Source organism: Oceanobacillus sp. B139/18, assembly GCF_055524595.1.
On the sequence record NZ_JBVFXI010000001.1, the window covers coordinates 391,857 to 415,729 of the forward strand.

General features: G+C 40.5%; 21 protein-coding genes. All 21 read left to right on the forward strand.

Annotation, left to right across the window (positions count from 1 at the left end; translation table 11 throughout):
* Nucleotides 1-460: 460 nt before the first annotated feature.
* The 21 genes from pnp to recA all read left to right on the forward strand — a co-directional run bounded on the left by pnp (nt 461) and on the right by recA (nt 23,812).
* Nucleotides 461-2,569, forward strand: coding sequence for a polyribonucleotide nucleotidyltransferase (gene pnp / locus ACZSMY_RS01875; protein ID WP_465147430.1), 2,109 nt, complete (start codon nt 461-463; stop codon nt 2,567-2,569).
* Between the two features lie 169 nt (nt 2,570-2,738).
* Entirely contained in the window at nt 2,739-3,692 is a 954-nt protein-coding gene (locus ACZSMY_RS01880) for a polysaccharide deacetylase family protein (protein WP_212928517.1), read from the forward strand.
* A 25-nt stretch (nt 3,693-3,717) separates the two neighbouring features.
* Nucleotides 3,718-4,944: a M16 family metallopeptidase gene (locus ACZSMY_RS01885; protein WP_212928518.1), complete on the forward strand. Its 1,227-nt coding sequence runs from the start codon at nt 3,718-3,720 to the stop codon at nt 4,942-4,944.
* Nucleotides 4,945-5,044: 100 nt separating this feature from the next.
* Nucleotides 5,045-5,296 (forward strand): YlmC/YmxH family sporulation protein, encoded by a 252-nt coding sequence (locus ACZSMY_RS01890; protein ID WP_042534953.1) that lies wholly within the window; start codon nt 5,045-5,047, stop codon nt 5,294-5,296.
* 334 nt (nt 5,297-5,630) lie between these two features.
* Nucleotides 5,631-6,515, forward strand: coding sequence for a dipicolinic acid synthetase subunit A (dpaA, locus tag ACZSMY_RS01895; protein WP_042534952.1), 885 nt, complete (start codon nt 5,631-5,633; stop codon nt 6,513-6,515).
* Nucleotides 6,512-7,117 carry a dipicolinate synthase subunit B gene (gene dpaB / locus ACZSMY_RS01900; RefSeq protein WP_042534950.1) on the forward strand — a complete coding sequence of 202 codons (606 nt, stop codon included), beginning with the start codon at nt 6,512-6,514 and terminating at the stop codon, nt 7,115-7,117. The genes dpaA and dpaB overlap by 4 nt, the downstream gene beginning before the upstream one ends.
* Before the next feature lie 39 nt (nt 7,118-7,156).
* Nucleotides 7,157-8,209 (forward strand): aspartate-semialdehyde dehydrogenase, encoded by a 1,053-nt coding sequence (locus tag ACZSMY_RS01905; protein ID WP_042534948.1) that lies wholly within the window; start codon nt 7,157-7,159, stop codon nt 8,207-8,209.
* Nucleotides 8,210-8,370: 161 nt separating this feature from the next.
* Nucleotides 8,371-9,600 (forward strand): aspartate kinase, encoded by a 1,230-nt coding sequence (dapG, locus tag ACZSMY_RS01910; RefSeq protein ID WP_256704837.1) that lies wholly within the window; start codon nt 8,371-8,373, stop codon nt 9,598-9,600.
* Nucleotides 9,601-9,778: 178 nt separating this feature from the next.
* Nucleotides 9,779-10,516: a ClpP family protease gene (locus tag ACZSMY_RS01915; protein WP_139089224.1), complete on the forward strand. Its 738-nt coding sequence runs from the start codon at nt 9,779-9,781 to the stop codon at nt 10,514-10,516.
* Nucleotides 10,513-10,719 (forward strand): YlzJ-like family protein, encoded by a 207-nt coding sequence (locus ACZSMY_RS01920; protein WP_042534942.1) that lies wholly within the window; start codon nt 10,513-10,515, stop codon nt 10,717-10,719. The genes ACZSMY_RS01915 and ACZSMY_RS01920 overlap by 4 nt, the downstream gene beginning before the upstream one ends.
* Before the next feature lie 267 nt (nt 10,720-10,986).
* Complete coding sequence (locus ACZSMY_RS01925; protein WP_042534940.1) at nt 10,987-13,329, forward strand: FtsK/SpoIIIE family DNA translocase; 2,343 nt, start codon at nt 10,987-10,989, stop codon at nt 13,327-13,329.
* Between the two features lie 177 nt (nt 13,330-13,506).
* Nucleotides 13,507-14,232, forward strand: coding sequence for a GntR family transcriptional regulator (locus ACZSMY_RS01930; RefSeq protein ID WP_042534938.1), 726 nt, complete (start codon nt 13,507-13,509; stop codon nt 14,230-14,232).
* A 99-nt stretch (nt 14,233-14,331) separates the two neighbouring features.
* On the forward strand, nt 14,332-15,621 hold the full coding sequence (gene yfmF / locus ACZSMY_RS01935; protein WP_193064663.1) for an EF-P 5-aminopentanol modification-associated protein YfmF: 1,290 nt from the start codon (nt 14,332-14,334) through the stop codon (nt 15,619-15,621).
* Nucleotides 15,614-16,909 (forward strand): EF-P 5-aminopentanol modification-associated protein YfmH, encoded by a 1,296-nt coding sequence (gene yfmH, locus ACZSMY_RS01940; protein ID WP_042534933.1) that lies wholly within the window; start codon nt 15,614-15,616, stop codon nt 16,907-16,909. The genes yfmF and yfmH overlap by 8 nt, the downstream gene beginning before the upstream one ends.
* A complete protein-coding gene (gene ymfI, locus ACZSMY_RS01945; RefSeq protein ID WP_042534931.1) occupies nt 16,906-17,622 on the forward strand; it encodes an elongation factor P 5-aminopentanone reductase in 717 nt (238 codons plus the stop codon). The genes yfmH and ymfI overlap by 4 nt, the downstream gene beginning before the upstream one ends.
* A gap of 210 nt (nt 17,623-17,832) precedes the next feature.
* Nucleotides 17,833-18,084, forward strand: coding sequence for a DUF3243 domain-containing protein (locus ACZSMY_RS01950; RefSeq protein WP_042534929.1), 252 nt, complete (start codon nt 17,833-17,835; stop codon nt 18,082-18,084).
* A 478-nt stretch (nt 18,085-18,562) separates the two neighbouring features.
* On the forward strand, nt 18,563-19,348 hold the full coding sequence (locus ACZSMY_RS01955) for a DUF3388 domain-containing protein (RefSeq protein WP_193064664.1): 786 nt from the start codon (nt 18,563-18,565) through the stop codon (nt 19,346-19,348).
* A gap of 301 nt (nt 19,349-19,649) precedes the next feature.
* The gene (locus tag ACZSMY_RS01960) at nt 19,650-20,552 is read left to right on the forward strand and encodes a helix-turn-helix domain-containing protein (protein ID WP_042534925.1); all 903 of its coding nucleotides are present in this window, start codon (nt 19,650-19,652) and stop codon (nt 20,550-20,552) included.
* 195 nt (nt 20,553-20,747) lie between these two features.
* Complete coding sequence (pgsA, locus tag ACZSMY_RS01965; protein ID WP_042534923.1) at nt 20,748-21,326, forward strand: CDP-diacylglycerol--glycerol-3-phosphate 3-phosphatidyltransferase; 579 nt, start codon at nt 20,748-20,750, stop codon at nt 21,324-21,326.
* A complete protein-coding gene (locus ACZSMY_RS01970; protein ID WP_042534921.1) occupies nt 21,323-22,570 on the forward strand; it encodes a competence/damage-inducible protein A in 1,248 nt (415 codons plus the stop codon). Before pgsA ends, ACZSMY_RS01970 begins: the two co-directional genes overlap by 4 nt.
* 198 nt (nt 22,571-22,768) lie before the next feature.
* Nucleotides 22,769-23,812, forward strand: coding sequence for a recombinase RecA (gene recA, locus ACZSMY_RS01975; protein ID WP_042534919.1), 1,044 nt, complete (start codon nt 22,769-22,771; stop codon nt 23,810-23,812).
* Nucleotides 23,813-23,873 lie beyond the last annotated feature (61 nt).

Genomic DNA, 23,873 nt, shown 5'->3' on the forward strand with positions numbered 1-23,873 from the left:
AGGAGAAATCCTGCTTTTTCTTTTATGTAAAAAATCCTATAAGAGGATGTTCAAAAAGTCCAATAAAAATGACACATCGAATTTCTGCGTTGACGAGCTTTTTCCGATACTTACGTATTTAAAGACATAGAGGAACTTCTGTTAAGAGCGCCCACGTCCTGTGGGCAACACAGAAGTCACCACATCCTGTGAAAGTCCGTTCGTAAAAAGCTCGTCGTCTTGAACTTCTTGGTCCTATTTATCGGACTTTTTGAACACACACTATAAAACGATAGGATTGTTCAATCAGGATGTATTTTGAACACCATATAAAAGGTAGTGATTGATTCCTGACAGGCTATCGTTTATTCTATAAAAAGGGATTCTTTTGTGAATAATAGAAAATAGAAGAAAAATGTAATATATGACGAGCTACATATATATTTAAATTACTGTAGCCTTGAAAGGAGCAACAAAACCAATGGCAGATGAAAAAAAGCTATTCTCTACGGAGATTTCAGGAAAGAAATTTACGGTTGAAGTAGGGGAGCTGGCTAAACAAGCAAACGGTGCCTGCATGATTCATTATGGAGACACGTCGGTATTATCTGTAGCAACAGCTTCCAAAGAACCAAAAGATTTACCATTCTTTCCGTTAACCGTGAATTATGAAGAAAGATTATATGCGGTAGGCAAGATACCAGGAGGATTTATTAAACGTGAAGGACGTCCGAGCGAAAAAGCAATCCTGTCTTCCAGACTGATTGACCGTCCAATCCGCCCGTTATTCCCTGACGGATTTCGTAATGAGGTGCAAGTAATCAGCACGGTAATGAGTGTCGATCAGGACTGTTCTTCCGAAATTGCTGCAATGATTGGGTCATCTATTGCGTTAAGCATTTCAGATATTCCTTTTGAACAGCCGATTGCAGGTGTCCATGTCGGACGTGTCGATGGAGAACTGATTATTAACCCTACGATAGAACAAGAAGCAAAAAGTGATATCGAATTGACTGTTGCAGGAACAAAGGATGCCATTAATATGGTTGAAGCTGGTGCCGACGAAGTGCCGGAAGATGTCATGCTGGAAGCAATCATGTTTGGTCATGAAGAAATCAAACGCCTCGTTGCATTCCAGGAGGAAATTGTACAAGCATTCGGTAAAGAAAAATTCGAAGTCGAAATCGCAGAAACTGACGAAGAACTTGTACAAAAAGTGGAAGCAAAAGCAAAACTGCTTGAAGCAATTCAAGTTGTTGAAAAACATGCCCGCGAAGATGCAATTGCTGCAGTGAAGCAGGAAATTGTTGAAAAGTATGAAGCAGAAGAAGCGGAAGAAGAAACGATTAAGCAAGTAAAATCTGTATTAAACAGTCTTGTGAAAGAAGAAGTACGCCGCTTAATTACTAAAGAAAAAGTACGCCCTGACGGCCGAAAAGTAGATGAAATCCGTTCATTATCTTCTCGTATCCATGTCCTTCCGCGTACACATGGTTCTGGTTTATTTACACGTGGACAGACACAGGCCTTAAGCATATGTACATTGGGAGCATTAGGTGATGTACAGATTTTAGATGGACTGGATTTAGAAGAAACAAAACGGTTTATGCATCATTATAATTTCCCGCAATACAGTGTTGGCGAAACTGGACCAATCCGTGGACCTGGACGCCGTGAAATTGGGCATGGTGCACTGGGAGAACGTGCGCTGGAAAAAGTAGTTCCAAATGAAAAAGATTTTCCTTATACAATCCGTCTTGTATCTGAAGTACTTGAGTCTAACGGTTCTACTTCTCAGGCAAGTATCTGTGCAAGTACATTAGCAATGATGGATGCAGGCGTTCCGATTAAAGCGCCAGTAGCTGGTATTGCTATGGGACTGGTGAAATCAGGAGAGGACTATACGATTCTTTCTGATATCCAGGGGATGGAAGATGCGCTTGGAGATATGGACTTTAAAGTAGCCGGTACAGAAAAAGGTGTTACTGCGCTGCAAATGGATATTAAAATCGACGGTTTATCCAGAGCGATTTTAGAGGAAGCATTGACACAGGCGAAGAAAGGCCGTATGCATATCCTGGATTCCATGCTTCAAACCATTCAGGAGCCAAAAGATGAGCTATCTGAATACGCACCAAAAATCTTGACCATGTCGATTAACCCAGATAAAATTCGAGACGTCATTGGGCCGAGCGGAAAACAAATCAACCAAATCATTGATGAAACCGGCGTAAAAATCGATATTGAACAAGATGGTAATGTCTTTATCTCATCTACAGACAGCGAGATGAACCAAAAAGCGAAGAAAATTATTGAAGATCTTGTCCGCGAAGTCGAAGTCGGTCAGCTGTACCTTGGTACCGTGAAACGTATTGAAAAATTTGGTGCTTTTGTTGAGCTCTTCAAAGGAAAAGATGGACTTGTCCATATTTCCGAGCTGGCGGAAGAACGTACAAATAAAGTGGAAGATGCTGTTTCTATCGGCGATCAAATCATGGTAAAAGTAAAAGAAATTGACCGTCAAGGAAGAGTTAACCTTTCCAGAAAAGCAGTACTGCAAGATGAAAAGAAAGAAAATGCTAAATCATAGTAAGAAAAATAATTAATTAAAGAAGAAAATATATTTCTGTGATAAAAAAGAAGCTGGTGTTAAATTCAGTTTCTTTTTTTATGGAGACAGAATAAAAAATGCATCGCTTAAAATACATTCATACTTGTCCCTCTAAAAGCATAAAAATACGAAGAGGGAGGGATTAAAGATGAAGCGGTATTTTAAGTATGTCCATGTTCTTGTTTTTCTGATTCTAATTTTCACGGTATTTGATATACGATATAATCCTTTTCAAACAGAGACGGTCATGATAGAACCATCAGAAATAGAAGTGAGTGCAACAAATGATGCCCTTTATATGGAGATTGAAGAAAAGAAAGGGGCTTACCAGGAAGAACCAGAAAATGCTTATATTGATGAGGTTTGGAAGAAGACACCAGGAAGAAATGGATTAGAGGTGAATGTGGAAGAATCGTATCAGAAAATGAAAGAAGCAGATAAATGGGATGAAAGCTTACTTGTTTTTAATGAAACCTCTCCTGATATCTTACTGGAGAACCTGGAACCAGCTCCAATTTATCGAGGTCATCCCAAAAAAGAAATGGTCTCTTTCTTAATCAATGTTTCCTGGGGGGAAGCATATATCCCGGAAATGCTGCAAATTTTAAAAGACCATCAAGTGAAAGCCACTTTTTTTATTGAAGGGAAATGGGCGCAAAATAATTCTGACCTTGTTAAAATGATTGAAGAGGAAGGACATTTAATTGGTAATCATGCCTATAATCATCCGGATATGGCTGCACTTGATAAAAGCAATGCCTATACGCAGATAGAGGAAACAAATCAAATTTTAAAAACCATCACAGGAGAACAGCCTAAATGGTTCGCGCCCCCAAGCGGAAGCTTTAAAGATGAAACAGTAGAAACTGCTGCAGAGCTGGAGATGGAAACAATTTTATGGACAGTTGATACAATTGATTGGAAGAATCCATCGGTATCTGTTATGGTTAATCGGATAGAAAAAAATGTTCACCCTGGAGCGATGATTCTTATGCATCCAACGCAGGCAACAACGAATGCGTTAGAGCAAATGATTACCATTATCAAGGAAAAAGATTATAAAATAGGAACCGTAGAATCGTTGTTAAGTGAATCACGTTAAGCTGAGATATTTAGGAGGATATGTATTGGTAGAAAAATATACAAGCAGTAATGGAGTACGGATTGTGTTAGAATCAATGCCGGCGGTACGTTCCGTCACGATTGGTATTTGGGTTAAAATTGGATCTAGAAATGAAAATCTCCATAATAATGGCATTTCTCATTTTTTAGAGCATATGTTTTTTAAAGGAACGAAAACAAGAAGCGCACAGGATATTGCAGAAGCATTCGACTCTATCGGCGGGCAAATCAATGCTTTTACATCGAAGGAATATACATGTTTTTATGCAAAGGTTTTAGATACACATAAAGAATTTGCTTTGGAAGTATTAGCAGATATGTTTTTTGAATCTACATTTGATGAAGAAGAAATGGAAAGAGAAAAAAAGGTTGTCTACGAAGAAATAAAAATGTGCGAGGATACACCGGATGATATCGTTCATGATTTGCTGGCCGAAGCCGCCTATGGTGAACACCCATTGGGATATCCAATTCTCGGAACAGAAAAACAGCTGGCATCTTTTGATCAAAAGCAATTACAGGAGTATGTAGAAGCTAATTATACACCTGATAATGTAGTTGTTTCGGTTGCCGGCAATGTATCCCATTCATTTATCAATGAGATCGATGCTTATTTTGGTTCTTTTACAAGAAAGGCATCTGAAGAAACAATCATCAAGCCCGCCTTCTTGCAGGAAGCAATTTACCGGAGCAAGGATACAGAGCAGGCACATCTTTGCCTTGGCTATAATGGATATGAAGCGGGAGACAAGCATCTATATCCATTATCTATCATGAATAACGTGCTTGGGGGCAGCATGAGCTCACGTTTATTCCAAGAAATACGTGAGAAAAAAGGACTGGCCTATTCTGTTTTTTCTTATCATGCAGCATTTATAGATGATGGCTTGCTGACCATTTATGCCGGCACAGGAAAAGATCAGCTGGGTCAATTAGAAGAAGTGATGAATTCTACACTTCATCATTTTATAGAGCATGGGTTAACAGAAAAAGAATTACGAAACAGCAAAGAACAGATTAAAGGAAATCTGATGCTGGGATTAGAGAGCACCAACAGCAGAATGTCACGGAATGGACGGAATGAATTATTATTGCAAAGACATCGTACCTTAGATGATTTGATTTTAGAGATTGATGGGATTACCAATGAACAAGTTACGGATGTTATTAAAAATGTGTTTAAGCAAAAGCCGTCACGGGCATTGATAGCACCGGAAGATACGCGCAAGTAAAAGCATGTTTTCTTATTTTGGACATATAGTATATAAACGAAACTTCATTATTCTAAGGCTGTGACTGACTGCCTTCAGAACAGAGAAAAGGAGTTTTTCTATGGTACGCTTTCGAGATATGGGAGATAAGGAAATCATCAACGTGAACGAAGGGAAAAGGCTTGGGATGCTTGGGCAGACCGATTTAGAAATCAATCCGAAAACCGGGCAAATCGAAGCGTTTATTGTGCCAAGCTATAAATGGTTCGGCCTTGTAAAAGAGGGAGAAGAAACAAAAATCCATTGGAAGTCTATCAAAAAAATAGGGACAGATATGATCATGATTGATACAGAACTCCCTGAAGAAGGCTAAACAATGTAAAGCTTGTTTATTTTGCAGGAAAAGGTAATCAGACACACCTTTTCCTGCCGGATAAACAGGCTTTTTTTCTATGTTTTTTTCCCATCGGGACTGCGATTACTCGCCCCATCGAAAACCGTCGCAGCGGACATCTACTCGGCAAGAACCCGATGTTTTAAAGAACAAGCGGTATTCTTGGTTTTTCTTATTTTTCGAAAATAGGTTTTCACCCTTCTTGCCAGGAAGTCGGTATTTTAATGGCTAAATTGTTCACCACTGAATTAAAAATTCATAAACTATATCGAATCATGAATACGTGAAAAGTTGTCTGGAGGTTATACGTAAAATGAGTCGACGGATTGCAGTAATTGGTGGAGATGCAAGGTATTTAGAGTTAATAAAAATATTGAAAAGCAATCATGCTAATGAAGTAATTCTTTGTGGTTTTGATAAATTAGAGCAGGGATTTACAGGATTAAACGAATCAGCACTGGATGAATTGGACCAGAGCAAGCTGGATGTCGTTGTTTTACCGATAACAGGTACTGATTCAAAAGGGAACGTAGAAACTGTTTTTACAGATAAAAAAATTCATTTAGATGAAGCCTGGTTTCAAAAATTACATTCGGAATGTATGATTTTTACCGGGATGACGAATGCGTACTTAACAAGTATGGCGGAAAAAGCGGGCGTTACCTTAGTGCCGCTGCTTGATCGTGATGATGTTGCCATCTATAACTCCATTCCAACAGCGGAAGGAGCCATTATGATGGCTTTTGAGCATACCGATCAGACCGTCCACTCTTCCCGGGTGATGGTTGTAGGATTTGGAAGGGTAGGGAATACGGTAGCGAATAAATTTTCTGCGCTGGGAGCCAAGGTTTCTGTTTGTGCCAGGAGTATAAGGGATTTAGCGCGTATTACGGAAATGGGTTTACAGGCTGTGCCTTTACACGAATTAAGCAATCATACAGAGAACTGTGATATTTTAATCAATACTATTCCGAGCTTAGTAGTAACCAAAGAAGCGATTCAAAATCTGCCGACAAATGCAGTTATTATTGATCTGGCATCCAAACCCGGCGGAACAGATTTTGATTTTGCGAAAAAGCGTGGTATTCAAGCTATACTTGCGCGCAGTCTGCCGGGAATCGTAGCACCAAGAACAGCGGGGAAAATCCTTGCTAATGTGATGGAACAAATTCTGGAGGAGGAGCGTGCGTCAGAATGACATTCAAGAATAAGCGAATCGGCTTTGGCTTAACAGGATCGCATCATACCCTTCCTCATATTTTTCCAATTATCGAGGAATTGATTGAACAGGGAGCAGAAGTCATTCCATTTATAACAGAAATGGTTCAATACACCGATACGAAGCATGGAAAGGCTGCGGATAACGTGAAGAGGCTTGAAAAAGCAGCCAATCATCCTATTATTACCACTATTCCTGATGCAGAGCCCTATGGACCGGATAAACCACTTGATGTGATGGTGATTGCCCCGCTGACAGGGAATTCGATGAGCAAGCTGGCGAATGCCCATACAGATAATCCGGTTTTAATGGCTGCAAAATCAACGCTCCGAAATGAACATCCTTTATTATTAGCTTTAACAACCAATGATGCGCTTGGGTTAAATGCCAAGAATCTAGCTGTATTGCTTAATGCAAAGCACATCTATTTTGTACCGTTCGGGCAGGATAATCCGCATCAGAAGCCCTCCTCGCTCTCAGCAAATCTGGATCAATTAATCCCTGCTGCAGAGGCAGCGTTAAAAGGAAAACAAATTCAGCCGATTATTGTACCTTATTCCACGAAAAATGTGTTAAAATGAAGTTTAGTTGACATTTAATAAGTGGAGGGAGTTATTGGAATGGCAGAGCAACAAACATATAATGTAGCCATTGTAGGTGCTACAGGGGCAGTAGGTCAGAAAATCAAACAAATACTCGAAGATAAAAAGTTTCCGGTAAACCAGCTTAAATTACTATCTTCTGCCCGTTCGGCAGGAAAAGAAGAAACTTTTAACGGGGAAACGATCATTGTTGAAGAAGCTGCGCCAGAATCATTTGAAGGAGTAGATATTGCACTATTTTCTGCGGGCGGTTCCATTTCTAAACAACTGGCACCTGAAGCTGTTAAAAGAGGGGCAGTTGTGGTAGATAATACAAGTGCTTTTCGTATGAATGAAGATGTACCGCTTGTTGTACCAGAAGTAAATCCGGAAGATATTGCAAAACATCAAGGGATTATCGCCAATCCAAACTGTTCTACCATTCAAATGGTTGCAGCTTTAAAACCGATAAAGGATGCATTTGGTATAGGGAAAATCATCGTTTCTACTTACCAGGCAGTATCTGGTGCCGGAAATGCAGCGGTAGAAGAGTTATATGAGCAGTCAAAAGAATATTTAGACGGTAACGAAGTAAAAGCAGAGATTTTGCCGGTTAAAGGAGATAAGAAGCATTTCCCGATTGCGTTTAACGCATTGCCGCAAATTGATGTTTTTGAAGATAATGGTTTTACATTTGAAGAGATGAAAATGATTAATGAAACGAAGAAAATCATGCATGATGAGGCATTAAATGTTGCGGCAACCTGTGTGCGCCTTCCATTTGCTACCTCCCATGCCGAGAGTGTTTATATTGAAGTAGATCAGGAAGGCCTGAATGTAAAAGATATTTGGAAGACACTGAAATCTGCAGATGGAATCGTCCTTCAGGATAATCCGCAGGAGCAGGAATATCCGACACCGCAATCTGCTGAAGGCAAAGAGGAAGTTTTCGTAGGGCGCGTAAGGAAAGATTTAGATAATCCAAAAGGATTCCATTTATGGGTAGTATCTGATAATTTATTAAAAGGCGCAGCATGGAATACCGTGCAAATCGCACAAACGTTAGTAAAAAGTGACGGCTTTAAAAAGTAATTAGATATCTTAGTATGTGTTTAAGAAGGCTGATAAAAGAAAAGATGCTTTTCTGGAATAATATTTTCATCTCCCTTCTTGAACCTTCTTGTAAATAATGATGTAATCAATCTATTAGACATCCAGAGTGTAACTTCTTGGATAGTGTTGAGGTGTTAATATTGCAAGTATTAGTACAAAAATTCGGAGGAACTTCCGTACAATCAGAAACGAACCGGGAACATGTTATCCGTCATATTAAAGATGCACTTGTTCAAGAATATAAGTTAGTCGTTGTTGTTTCTGCATTGGGAAGAAAACCGGATCCTTATGCAACAGACAGTTTATTAGGCTTAATTGATTTTCCGGCGAATAATAACTCAAATCGGGAGCTTGATTTGCTGATGTCATGCGGTGAAATTATTTCATCCGTTGTGCTTTCTAATGAGCTGCAAAAAAACCATGTTTCTGCAACAGCTTTGACTGGTGCACAGGCTGGTTTTGTAACGAGTGAAGATTTTAATCGTGCAAAGATAAAAGAAGTCAATCCGGCCCGTATTTTACAGGAATTAGAAACGCATGATGTCGTTGTGGTTGCTGGTTTTCAGGGCCAGAGCGAGTCCGGAGAAATAACAACGATTGGCCGGGGCGGCAGTGATACTTCTGCAGCTGCCTTAGGTGTTGCGTTGGACGCAGAGCGTATTGAGATTTTTACAGATGTGGAAGGAATCATGACCGCAGATCCGCGTGTCGTAAAAAGTGCGCGTCCGCTTGATGTAGTAACCTATACAGAGATTTGTAATCTTGCTTATCAAGGGGCAAAGGTCATTCACCCTCGTGCTGTAGAAATAGCCATGCAGGGGAAAATTCCGATGCGTATCCGCTCCACCTACTCGGAACGGCTGGGAACACTTGTCACATCTTCCCGGATTGAAGAAGCTGGCGCAGATATTTCCGAACGAATGATAACGGGTATTGCGCATATTGCAAATGTGACACAGATTAAGGTGCAGACGAAAGAATCAGCGTACCGGGTACAGTCGGAAGTATTTAAGGCAATGGCTGAAGCAGGTATCTCTGTGGATTTCATTAATATTTCGCCGACAGGTGTTGCTTATACTGTGCCGGCTGAGCTTACGGCAAAAGCAATTGAAATTTTAGAGGTGCTGGGTTTCCAGCCGGAAATTACCGAGAGCTGTGCAAAAGTATCAGCTGTAGGAGCCGGCATGACAGGAGTACCCGGCGTTGCATCTAAAATCGTGCAGGCATTAACCGATTCTGGAGTGCAGATATTGCAGTCAGCAGACAGTCATACAACTATCTGGGTCTTGGTACATGACCACGAGCTAGTTACAGCAGTTAATGCATTACATGATGTGTTTGGTTTAAGCACAGAGGAAGTATCGCTTTAGAATCATGTAAAAAAACATGAAGCAGGATTTTGGCTGCTTCATGTTTTTTTATGGACTCTAAAATATAAGTTTGGACCGGAAATTTCACTTTATTTCTGCATCTCTTCTTCCGTATGATTTTTAACCGATTGTTTATACTAATCGTATATAAATAGCTGGAAGGAGTTTTTGTATGCGAATGGATACGGATGATAACAACGAAAATCAAGGAGAAGAGGAAAATCAGCCGAATGCATCCTCTCTTGTCGAAAAAATTCAGCAGCTGGGACAGGCGAATGTTCCGCAGGCGCCCGATTCAAATATCCATGTTTTATCCATTATCGGACAGGTAGAGGGACATCTTCAGCTGCCGCCGCAAAATAAAACAACAAAATATGAACACTTGCTGCCGCAGCTGATCGCCGTAGAGCAAAATCCTAAAATCGAAGGATTAATTATTCTTTTAAATACAGTCGGCGGGGATGTAGAGGCTGGACTGGCTCTGGCAGAAATGATTGCGTCGATGTCGAAGCCGACTACTTCGATTGTATTAGGAGGCGGTCACTCCATTGGTGCGCCAATTGCCGTTGCTACCGATTATTCCTTTATTGTGCCGACAGCAACCATGACAATCCATCCGGTCCGGTTAACAGGAATGGTTATCGGTGTTCCGCAAACCTTTGAATATCTGGACAAGATGCAGGAGCGGGTCATTCAGTTTATTGTGGAGCATTCCAATATCGACTCGGAAAAGCTGAAAGAGCTGATGTTTGCAAAAGGCAACCTGACTCGTGATATCGGTACAAATGTAGTTGGCAAGGAAGCAGTGGATTATGGATTAATTGATGAAGTCGGCGGGGTTAAGGAAGCAATACAAAAGTTAAACCATATGATTCAAGGGGTACATCCCGAAAAAGAAGAAGGAGATGCTTCATGATCCTCTATACACCATTATCTTATCAGGATATTTTTCCGGAATCGCAAGGAACTGGAAATGAAATACAAGCAGTAGAGTGGCAGGGAAGAACGGTTTTTGTATCAAAAAATAACGATGGCCATTACCAAATTAATCAGCTAATTTCGAGTAATCCGAATGATTATCTGAATCCGGATTTTTTACCAGGAAGAATTATCAGCTGATGGTAATCTATGCTATAATATAGAAATGGTAAAGAGATAAAATGAAGAAACAATACTGGGTGATATTATAACTGGAACAGCAGCCTCTTTAAAGAGCAGACCTGGAAAAGAAGCATGAATACTTTATTTTCCTGATAAAGTCTCTCTGTCAGCATAAAGAGAACTGATTCCAGTTTCCTTGTTTGTTACCCGGGAGAAGAATATTTTTCTTATTTTAAATCTAGCATTATAGTAATCTTTATTTGTTTTACATACGGGGGTGAGAAAATGGCTGCCAAAAAGAGAAAGAAAAGAAAAAAACGGACAACGAAACAGACGAAAGGCCTGCAAATGGAATTGACCGGGTTATTATTGATTTTTATTGCTATATTCGGAAGCGGGGCAGCTATGTTAAGCGGCGGTGCCATCCCTGATTGGCTAGGAAATATCTTTCAGTTTTTTATGGGGATATGGCATTTCCTTATTCCTGTTGCATTATTTTTGATTGGTTTTTATCTTATCTTCAAAAGAAAGGCGCCAGATTTTTTAACAAGAAGGCTGATAGGTTTTTATATTTTGCTGGCCGGTGTTTTATTGCTGACCCATGTACAAGTCATGGAAAGGCTGCTCGCTAATACAGCAGATGTATCTATACTTCGGCTGACCTGGCAGCTTTACTTTCAATATTTAGATGGGACAGGCACCTTGGTGCAGACTGGCGGGGGGATGATTGGCGCGCTGTTATTTACCGTCTCCTTCTTTTTATTTTCAATTGCAGGGTCCCGGATAGTTGTATTTTTCTGCTTATTGATCGGGATTATTTTTATGACAAATCTATCTATCGGCGATTTTGTTAAAAAGGTAGCAGCAGGGTTTAAAGCCACTTTTGCTTATTTTGGGGAACGTATCCAAAGATCCAGAGCAAATCGGGCGGAGCGGAGAGAAGAAGAACAGAAGCAGAAAGAGATTGCCGACACGGTCGTGCCAAATCAGGAAGAGGCTGGCAATGCGGTTCCGGAAGAACAAGAGTACAGTGCTGAAGAGCTTCTGATTAATAATTTTACCGACGTTGCCTATCAAGACCAGCCGGAACCTGAGAAGAACAAAGGGAAAACAACCCCTTCCAAGGAAAAAACGGCCAATATCGATACAGAAGAAGAAACGCATGAAACCATGCCAATGACAGCAACAGAAAATCATGATTATCAATTGCCTTCTATGGAATTATTAGCTAGCCCGGCTCATAATTCACAGCAGCAGGAGAAATCGCATATTCAGGCAACCGTCCGCAAGCTGGATCGTACGTTTCAAAGCTTCGGCGTCAAAGCGAAAATAGCCAAAGTGCATGTCGGTCCGGCGGTAACGAAATATGAAGTATATCCAGAGTCTGGTGTGAAGGTGAGTAAAATCGTCGGTCTTCATGATGATATTGCGCTGGCTCTTGCTGCGAAGGATATTCGAATCGAAGCACCAATACCTGGCAAATCAGCAGTCGGAATTGAAGTGCCTAACAAGGAAATATCGATGGTTTCGCTCCGGGAGGTTTTAGATAAACAATCGTCTAAAGCAAATAAATTGGCATTTGCTTTAGGCCGGGATATTTCTGGAGAAGCGATAGCCGGCGAATTGAATAAAATGCCCCACCTGCTGATTGCCGGGGCGACAGGAAGCGGGAAAAGTGTCTGTGTAAATGGCATCATTACGAGTATTTTAATGCGTGCCAAACCGCATGAAGTGAAAATGATGATGATTGACCCGAAAAAAGTAGAGTTGAATGTGTATAACGGCATTCCGCATTTATTAACACCTGTTGTGACAGATCCGAAAAAAGCATCCAGAGCGCTGAAAAAAATTGTTGCGGAGATGGAGCGGAGGTACGATCTGTTCTCCGATAGCGGTACACGAAATATGGAAGGCTATAATGCATATATCCGCAAACAAAATGCAAATGCAGGCGAGGAGGAACAGCAGCCTTACCTGCCGTATATTGTGGTTCTTGTGGACGAGCTGGCCGATTTAATGATGGTGGCTTCGAGTGATGTAGAAGATGCAATTACCCGGCTTGCACAGATGGCGCGTGCTGCAGGAATCCATTTGATCATTGCAACTCAGCGTCCATCCGTAGATGTAATAACGGGTGTAATCAAAGCCAATATTCCATCCAGAATTGCTTTTAGTGTTTCATCTACAACGGATTCACGTACTATCCTTGATTCGGGCGGAGCTGAGAAGTTACTGGGCCGGGGCGATATGCTTTATGTTCCTGCCGGAAGCTCCAAGCCTACCCGTGTACAGGGAGCATTTCTGTCAGACGAAGAGGTCGAGCGTATTGTAGACCACTGTATTGAACAGCAGCAGGCAAGCTATCAGGAAGAAATGATACCGGAAGAAACGAATGAAGTAACAGAAGAAGTGGACGATGAGCTTTATGAAGATGCTGTCCAGATGATACTTGAAATGCAAAGTGCAAGTGTCTCCATGCTTCAGCGCCGTTTCCGGATTGGATATACCAGGGCAGCCCGGCTGATTGACGCCATGGAAGCACGTGGCATTGTCGGGCCATATGAAGGAAGCAAGCCTCGTTCGGTTCTGGTATCGAATCAGGAAGAAGAGCATTCCACGACATCATAGAGAAACGCGGTTTATCTGCTAAGGATAAGCCGCGTTTTTAAAATACGGAATTATTAAAGTTCAAAATTTACAGAAGAAGTGGTAGGATAAAGTTAGACTGCCAACAGTGTGCGGAATGTACATCCGCCGCTCAATGTAAAAGACGAACACATCATTTTTACTGAAAGAGGTGAAGAAATGACTTTACGTGAAGATGCCAGACATTTATATTTGCAGGTAATGGATAAAATAAAAGCAGGTATTGAAGCTGGAACGTATAAAGAGGAAGAAAAATTGCCGTCAGAGTATGAGCTTTCCAAACATCTAGGGATTTCCCGGGCAACGTTGAGAGAGGCGTTAAGAATGCTGGAAGAGGATAATATTGTTACGCGCAGACATGGCGTCGGCACGTTTGTAAATTCAAAGCCGCTGTTTCAAGCAGGCATTGAGGAGCTTAACAGTGTGACACAAATGATCAAACAATCGGGAAAGAAGCCGGGAACACAATATATCAGTACAGAGGTATTAGATGCTGCTGAACAAGAGCAGCGTGATTTCAATTTACCTGATCTAGAATTTGTAACGACCATTGAAAGAATCCGCACTGCTGATGACGCTCCGGTTGTCTTTTGTATAGATACGGCACCGTCGTCCTATCTGTCTTTAGAAAAACTATGGGAGAAGGCATCTATATTCAGTACGATTGAAGAAGCTTCCAATAAGCAAATCGCTTATGCAGTAGCGGATATTGAGCCAATTACATATCATGAACGCATCTATAGTATTTTGCAGTGTACACCGGATGAATCACTTCTTTTATTAAAACAGATGCATTATACAAATGAAGATGAAGCTGTTTTATATTCGATGAATTATTTTCGGGCAGATATGTTTCGTTTTCAGGTTGTCCGGAGAAGGGTATGATATATAAAGCAAATATTTCAGGCTTTCTTTCGATATAATGGTTTATAAAGGAGAGAAAAGCGTAAAATAGAAATAGATCGTAAAGAATGGAGGATAACTATGAGCGTGAAGGAAATCAAACAGGTGGAAAATGATATAAACTTTCATATGCTTCCCAATAAAAAGCATAAAACAATTACTTTTGCAGTTAAGTTCCGTGCCCCATTGGAAAGGAAAACTATCACGAAACGGGCACTGCTTCCCTATATCTTGAAACAAGGTACGGCCTCTTTTCCAACGCGTAAAGAATTGCAGGAAGAGCTAGCTGAATTGTACGGCGCAGTATTATCTATTGGCGGTGCTAAAAAAGGAGAAAACCACATTATAACGTTCTATTTGGAAGTGCCGAATGAAAAATTCCTTCCAGACAGCAGTTCTCTGATTGAACGGGCGATTCAATTGCTGCATGAAATTGTTTATAAACCGAATCAGGAAGGACAGGGATTCTCTCCGCAGGTATTTGACAGGGAAAAAGGGATTCTTCGTCAAAATATACATTCCATCAAAGACGATAAGGCAAGTTATGCGAACATTCGCTTAGTAGATGAAATGTGTGACGGAGAGCCGTATAGTATTCATGCGCAAGGTTATGAAAAGGATCTTTCTTCCCTTTCTAATCAAGAACTGTTTACGTATTATGAAACTATCCGCGACGAAGAAGTGATGGATATTTATGTGAGCGGTGACTTTGAAGCGGATCAAATGCTGCAGCTCTTAACCGGTCAATTTAAACGAACGCTCAAGAAAAAGGAAAGCACGCCTTTTAACCAGGAAGCTTCAAAGCGGTCAACTGATGAGAAAGAGCTGATTGAAGAAGATCAGATTCAGCAGGCAAAATTAAATATCGGTTATCGGACGAATATTCTTTACCGGGATGAAAAATATCCGGCGTTGCAGGTTTTTAACGGTATGTTTGGCGGTTTTCCAAGCTCTAAATTATTTATCAATGTAAGAGAGAAAAACAGCCTGGCTTATTATGCTGTCTCTCGCGTAGAGAGTCATAAAGGGTTATTATTTGTGATGAGCGGGATAGCGCCGGAGGACTATGAGAAAGCACTTGCGATTATCCGTGAACAGAAGGAAGCAATGCAGAATGGTGATTTTACAGAAGAAGAATTAGAAGAAACGAAATTGCTTATTATTAATCAATTAAAAGAAACCTTAGACCATGCGCAGGGCATGATTGAATTTATGTATCAGCAAGAGGTGGGACATAAAGAAATGCCGGTGGATGAGCTTTTTGAGGGCATCCGGCAGGTAACCAAAGAGCAGGTTATTGAAGTAGCGAATCAAGTGCAGGAAGCTATGGTTTACTTATTAACAAGCGAAGGAGGGGCGGGTCATGAATAAGCGGTATTTTGAAACAGTTGACGAAACCCTATATGAAAAAAAACTGGATAACGGACTGCAGGTTTGTCTGTTGCCAAAGCCGGAGCTGACAAAGACATATGGAGTTTTTATGACAAATTACGGCTCGATCGACCAAAGCTTTGTTCCTATAGGTCAGACGGAAGCAATCACTGTACCGGATGGAATCGCTCATTTCTTAGAGCATAAATTGTTTGAAAAAGAAGATCGCGACGTTTTTACAGACTTTACCAAGCAGGCGGCTTCTCCAAATGCATTTACCTCTTTTACCGAGACAGCTTATTTATTTTCTGCAACGAGCAATATTGAGAAAAATGTTTTAACATTGATTGATTTTGTACAGGATCCGTATTTCTCAGAGCAATCGGTAGAAAAGGAAAAGGGGATTATCGCCCAGGAAATCAATATGTACGATGACCAGCCTGATTGGCGCCTGTTTATGGGAACGAATAAAGCATTATTCCATAACCATCCTGTCAATATTGATATTGCCGGGACGGTAGATTCTATTTACACGATTACAAAGGATGATTTGTATACCTGTTATCATACATTTTATCATCCGGAAAATATGATTTTATTTGTCACGGGGAATTTTGATCCAGAGCAGATGATGCAATTGATTTTAGAGAACCAGGAGAAAAAATCATTTGACAAGTTAGAGGAGATTCAGCGGGAATTTCCGGAAGAGCCTGATTACGTGAAAGAAAAGAATTTACAAATTAATATGCCGGTGTCTATCCCGAAATGCGCTGTCGGTATCAAAGAGCCTAACCAGCAGCTACAGGGAGAGGATTATTTAAAACGTGATTTATTAACAGATATGGTGCTCGATTATTTCTTTTCAACCGGCGGGGAATTTTATCAAAAACTATATGAGGAAGATATCATTGATAACAGCTTCTTTTTTGAAAGTAATCTGCAAACCTCCTTTGGTTATGTTTCCATCGGATCCAATACGAACCAGCCTGACGTATTCTCTGCACGGGTACAAGAAATGCTATTATCAACCAGAGAGATGGAAATTAGTGAAGCTGCCTTTGAACGTATGAAAAAGAAAAAAATGGGGCAGCTGCTCCGTGCGATGAATTCGTTGGAGTTTATTGCTAATCAATTTGCTACATTATCGTTTAAAGACGTGAATTTACTTGATATCGTGCCATTCATCCAAAAACTGACTGTCCAGGATATCAATGACTTTTTAAATACATGGATTGAAGAAGACCGTCTGGCAACCTGTACGATTCAAAAGCAGACGGTGGAAAAATGAAGGGGAATATCCTCTTAATCGGAGCAAGCGGAGATATCGGTTCTGCTGCTGCCAAAAAACTGATGAGTGATGGATATCACCTTATCCTGCATTATCATTCCAATCAGGCCTCAGTAGAAGCATTGATGGAAGTCGATAAACAACATGCTGTTTTAGCTGCTTATCAGGCAAATTTAGCAAATGAAGCAGAGGTGAATGCGTTTATCGAAGAAATATCCTTTGCGGTGGATGGGATTGTTTTCGCCGGCGGTCATGCTCATTATGGGCTGTTTCAGGATATGAAGCCGAAAGAAATGGATGATTTACTACAGGTTCATGTGAAATCACCGTGGCTGATTACCCACCATTTTTTACCGGATATGATTCGCCAGAAACGGGGCGCTATTTTATTTGTGACAAGTATGTGGGGAGACCATGGGGCAAGCAACGAAGTGGTTTACTCCAGCGTAAAAGGCGCTCAAAATATATTTGTAAAAGCTTTGGCGAAAGAAGTGGCGTTATCAAATGTTCGTGTAAACGCAGTAAGTCCCGGTTTTATTGATACGAAAATGAACCATAACCTATCTGCGGAAGAGACACATGCTTTTATTGACGAGATCCCTGCTAATCGTGCCGGACGACCGGAAGAGGTTGCTAATGCAATCAGTTATTTACTCAGTGAGGAATCCAGTTATATCCAGGGAGAAATTATCCGCATTAATGGCGGATTATAAGAACAAATGGACATGTATAAATTCCTCATTTCCTCAAATACTAAAGATGCTTAAGGCGAGTTACAGAGCATGCTGTTTAAAAGCCCGTATCAGGCGGGGTTATAGTAATGCTTTAGGCTGAAAGGCTTTATCTTTGGCAGCAGAGTAACCAGCAGGCAGATGGAGGAATCCTTCATTTGCACAAGAATACGTTTGAGGAGGCATGGCCAAATGTCAGTATTAGATAACTTTGATTCATGGAAAGGCTTTTTAAAAGGACGTTTGCAGCAAGCTGAGGAAAATGGTATCAACCATGATACGTTAACAAATTTAGCAGCTGAAGTCGGTGATTACCTCGCAGAAAGTGTAGATGCAAAAACACCGGAAGAAGAGGTATTGAAGGAGCTGTGGAGCACAGCTTCTGAAGAAGAGCAGCAAGCTCTTGCCAGCGCGATGATTAAACTTGTCCAAAAGCATGATTAAAATGATGAATAATAAGAAGAGGAGCTGTATAGGATTATCTATATAGCTTCTTTTTGTGTATCCTTTGAGAAATGGATTTCATTTGTGCCAAAAAGTATTTCGATGCAGTAAAAAAACATCATTCATTTTTTTATTTTGAAAAAACGTTAAAGAAAACGGAGTAAGCCAAACCTGTAAAGGCGTAGGATTTTCTACGTCAGGGATGGGACTACGATTACCAATGTTGTCAGGTTAGTGAATTTTATTAATTTTGATACAGATAGTTATAAAACCATGATGCTTATACTTTTTTCCTTGAATTCATTATATTTTCTCAAAGTGCAAAAAATGAATGGAGAAAAAGGGATTAGTAGTTTAGGAAATATAGAAAAAATGGTATATTATAATAGAAGGTTCATCTATTTTTCGATATGATAGTACATAGTATGACATAATAAGTTGCCTGACCAGAAAAAACTACTTCTAAAAGGAGCTTACAATGGATAGAACACAGTGGTATCTAGAATATGAAAATTTAAAAAATCGTCCGGGATTATTAGGTGAAATCTCCTCTCTGCTTGGAATGCTTTCGATAAATATTATTATGATCAATGGGGTTGAAAATTCCCGGAGAGCCATGCTTATCCTGTCTAAATATGATGAAAATATAACAAGACTTAAATATATTTTAGAAACAATGGATGCAATAAAAGTACATAAGCTTCGTAAGCCTAAACTGCGGGATAAAATTACCGTCCGGCACGGAAAATTTATTCATCACGATAATGAAGACCGTAAAACAATCCGTTTTGTGCGAAATGAGCTTGGACTTTTAGTTGATTTTATGGCTGAATTATTTAAAGTGGAAGGGCATAAGCTTATTGGGATAAGAGGGATGCCCAGAGTAGGAAAAACGGAGTCCGTCGTTGCAGCAAGCGTCAGTGCAAACAAAAGGTGGTTGTTTGTATCCAGCACCATGATTAAACAAACAGTACGCAAAAATTTAATTGAAGGAGAATACGATTCGGACAATATCTACATTATTGACGGCATTGTCTCTAAAAGAAAAATGAACGAAGAAGAGCATTGGCAGCTTATCAGAGAGATTATGCAGCTGCCGACCGTTAAAGTAATTGAGCATCCAGATATATTCGTTCAATCTACAGAATACAGCATGCAAGATTTTGATTACATTATTGAGCTGAGAACACATGAAGATCAAGAAATCACTTATGAGACAGTAGAAAATGAGGATTTGCGACAAGACGGATTCTCGATGTTTTAAAAAGAAAAGCGTAGAGCGCCCGTTTAAAAACGTAGAGATTGGAGCGGCACAACTGAGATAAAGGAATCACGGTGAGGTGACGAACCGATGATGACTTTCACCCGCGGGGCATAAGTGCGACTATCGCTCTGTCTGCGCCTGCCGGCTTGCCAATCACTAAGTCTTCTTTATCGTAGGGCGTGACGTGAAATCTCTAAAGTTTGGCGCTCGGAGCTAGACAGTTATATCTCTAGCTTGAGATTAAATTTACGGAATAAGTTATACTCTCTTAGTTTAATTAAAAAGGTGGAAGGTGTTTTAAATGGATGTTGGTGAAAAGCTGAAAGAGGCACGGCTGGCGAAGGATATTTCTTTGGACAGCCTGCAGGAAAAAACAAAAATTCAAAAAAGATACTTGGTTGCCATTGAAGAAGGCAACTTTGATATTCTTCCGGGAAAGTTCTACACACGTGCATTTATTAAAGAATATGCGACAGCAGTAGGAATTAATCCGGATGAAATCATGACCGATCATAAAGAGGAGCTTCCTGCTACAGAAGAAGAGAATGTACAATACAGCAGGATACAGCGAACGAGAAAAGAAAGCAGATCAGATAAAGAATCACGTTCCTCGTCTATTATTCCAACGGTAACTGTGGTTTTATTGATTATCGCTATTATCGCGGTAGCTATCTTTTTCATCCGTCAGAGCTCTTCTCCGAGTGACGGGGAACCAGTTGAGGAAGAAAACAGCAACGATGGCGGCATGATTATTGATGATTCCGGTGAGGGAGACGGTAATGGCGCTGCGGATGATAATGCAGATGACAGTGAAGGTGGAACGGAAGATGAATCGGCAGAAGAGGAGGAGACAGAAGAAAATGAAGAAGTCTCCGTAGAGGTCGTTGAAGAAGGAACAGGTAATTCTCCAACTTCTGAACTTGAAGTCACTGGTGCTGGTGAAGAAGCTACATTAATTTTGGAATCTGCAGATGATGAACAGAACAGCTGGCTGGAAATAACCGGAACAGATGATGAATCTTTATTTAGCGGGAATTTTGATGCAGAAGCATCTCCTGTAGAAATTGATTTAGCTGATGAAGAATCGATTTCGTTGAACATAGGTAATTCATCAGCAGTGACGATTTCTATCGATGGAACAGATATCGAGTATCCGACTTCTGCTATCCATCAGCGCATCAATTTACAGATGAACAATGAATGATTGGAGTAAAAGTAAACCCTCCTTTTATATAGGAGGGTTTACTTCTTGCCCATTGGGAAATTATAAAATAAATGCATCCTTCGATAGGGCTAATAATTCTGGTATTGGTCTTTAAGAAGGATGTCAACGCAGCTAACATGTTAAACAACAAAGTATAGGAAAGCTGCGCAGCAAGTTTTTGATGGAGGGTGTAAAATGAATTTACCAAATAAGTTAACTTTTTCTCGTATTTTAATGATACCTCTTTTTATTATATTGATGAGTGTTCCGTTTCCATGGGGAAGCTGGGATATTGGAAATGCAGAATTGCCTGTTGCCCACTTTGCGGCGGCCTTGATTTTTATCATTGCAGCCTGCACAGATTGGGTGGATGGCTACTATGCAAGGAAGTATAACTTAGTTACTAATTTAGGGAAGTTTATGGATCCTTTAGCGGATAAACTTCTTGTTTCGGCGGCTCTCATTTTGTTAATAGAAATTGAACTGGCTCCGGCTTGGGTAGTTATTATTATTATCAGCAGAGAGTTTGCTGTTACGGGATTAAGACTCGTTGCAGCAGGCGAGGGAACCGTAATGGCTGCCGGCAGCATGGGCAAATTAAAAACAGCAACACAAATGATTGCAATTGCTGCTTTGTTATTGCATAACTTTCCATTTTCTTATATGAATTTTCCATTTGGTACAATTATGTTATATCTATCCTTAGTATTCACCATCATTTCAGGGGTGGACTACTTTGTTAAAAACTGGAGTATAATGAGGGATTCGAAATGACAAAAAATTATCAAGCAGAAATCGTTGCAGTAGGGACAGAGTTATTGCTTGGACAAATAGCGAATACAAATGCACAGTGGCTGTCGGAGCAGCTGGCTACGTATGGAATAAATGTTTATAACCATACTGTGGTGGGAGATAATTTAGATCGTGTTGAACAGGCATTTCGTCTGGCGCAGTCACGTTCAGATATTGTAATTGTTACTGGCGGGCTGGGACCGACGGAAGATGACCTGACACGGGAAGGCTTTGAACAATTAACAGGCCTTGAAATTATAGAAGATAAAACAACAATGGAAAAGATAGAAAGCTATTATAAAGAGCGAAACCGCACGATGACACCGAATAATCGGAAGCAGGCCCGTGTTTTCAAAGGTGCCACTGTATTAAAAAATAATGCAGGGATGGCTCCGGGAATGTATATCGACTATCAGGATACGCATTGGTTCTTTCTGCCGGGCGTTCCTCGGGAAATGAAGCAAATTTCTTCAGAAGAGCTATTTCCATTTCTGGAAAACTTAACGGGTAAACAGCAGGTTATTCAATCTACTGTGTTGAAATTTATCGGCATCGGCGAATCCAATCTGGAGCATGAATTAACAGATATGATTCATGAACAGACAAATCCGACGATTGCTCCGCTGGCACAAGACCAAGGAGTGGTTATCCGGGTTACTGCGAGTGCTGCATCGAAGGCTGAGGCACAAAAACTGGTTGCAGATAAAAAACAAGAAATTTTAGCGCGTATTGGAGCATACTGCTTTGGTGAGGATGAGCAGACGATTGAGAATAAAGTAATGGAGCTGTTGGCAGAAAAAGGAAAAACATTAGCTGCCGCAGAAAGTTTAACAGGCGGATTATTCTCTAGCAATCTTGTATCGGCGGCTGGAGCATCGAATGTCTTTGCCGGCAGTCTGGTAACGTATCAGACAGCAGCAAAAGAAGCTTTATTGGGCTTGACGCCGGAATGGATTTCGGAATATGGGGTCGTAAGCAAGGAATGTGCCGAAGCAATGGCAGAGCAGGCTGCCACGAAATTAAATACACCTACCGCTATTTCCTTCACCGGAGTCGCTGGTCCGGAAACGCAGGAAGAAAAGCCGGTCGGACAAGTTTATATTGCCATTTACGATGAGGGGAAAATAGTGGAATCAAGTTCTATTCTTTTATCAGGCAACCGTAATAATATTCGTGAAAGAGCTGCTTTAAAAGGGTTTGAATTATTATATCAATATTTGAAATAAAAGTTTAAAAAAGGAAGTTTTAATAATTAACCCTTACCTGACTTAGAGATTTCCTTTTTTAATACGTTTTTACAAGTGATTTTAAATTTTAAGGCAAATTCTGTCTTGAAAATATAAGAACATTTATTCGTCTTTTTGCTTGTTAAATTGATGAAATCATTGTATGATGGATACAGATAGATAAAGGAGGAATTTTCGGTGAGTGATAAACAACAAGCTTTAGATATGGCTTTAAGACAAATAGAGAAGCAATTTGGTAAAGGTTCCATTATGAAAATGGGAGAGAATGAAATACCGAAGATTGCTACGATTCCAAGCGGATCGCTGGCTTTGGATGTATCCCTTGGAATTGGTGGATATCCAAAAGGAAGAGTAGTAGAAATATATGGTCCGGAATCTTCCGGTAAAACAACAGTAGCGCTCCATGCTATTGCAGAGGCGCAAAAACAGGGCGGGCAGGCTGCTTTTATTGATGCAGAGCATGCACTTGATCCTGTTTATGCAAGAGCGCTTGGTGTGAATATTGATGAGCTTTTATTATCACAGCCAGATACAGGGGAACAGGCTTTAGAAATTGCTGAAGCACTTGTACGAAGCGGCGCAGTAGATATTGTTGTCGTCGATTCTGTAGCAGCACTTGTACCGAAGGCAGAGATTGAAGGGGAAATGGGAGATTCTCATGTCGGCTTGCAGGCCCGGTTAATGTCACAGGCACTCCGTAAGCTTTCAGGAGCAATCAATAAATCGAAAACAACAGCTATCTTCATCAATCAGATTCGTGAAAAAGTAGGCGTGATGTTCGGGAATCCGGAAACAACTCCCGGCGGCCGTGCGTTAAAATTCTATTCCTCTGTGAGACTGGAAGTGCGCCGTGCTGAAACCCTTAAAATCGGCAATGACGCTGTAGGGAATAAAGCCCGTATTAAGGTTGTAAAAAACAAAGTAGCGCCTCCATTTAAGCAGGCAGAAGTAGATATTATGTATGGCAAGGGCATTTCAAAAGAAGGGGAAGTTCTGGATATTGGTTCAGACCTTGATATAGTACAAAAAAGCGGTGCCTGGTATTCTTATAATGGAGAACGGTTAGGTCAGGGCAGAGAAAATGCAAAACAATACCTGAAAGAAAATGAAGAAGTATTTGAAGAAATCAGCAAGACCATCCGTGATCACTATGAACTGGACAAAGAGCCGGAACAAAGTGAAGAAAAATCAAAAGAAGAGCAAGAAAGTCTGGACCTTTAATATAAACTAAAAAACCATAGTCAGTGCTATGGTTTTTTAGTATCTTCTAAAATACATATTC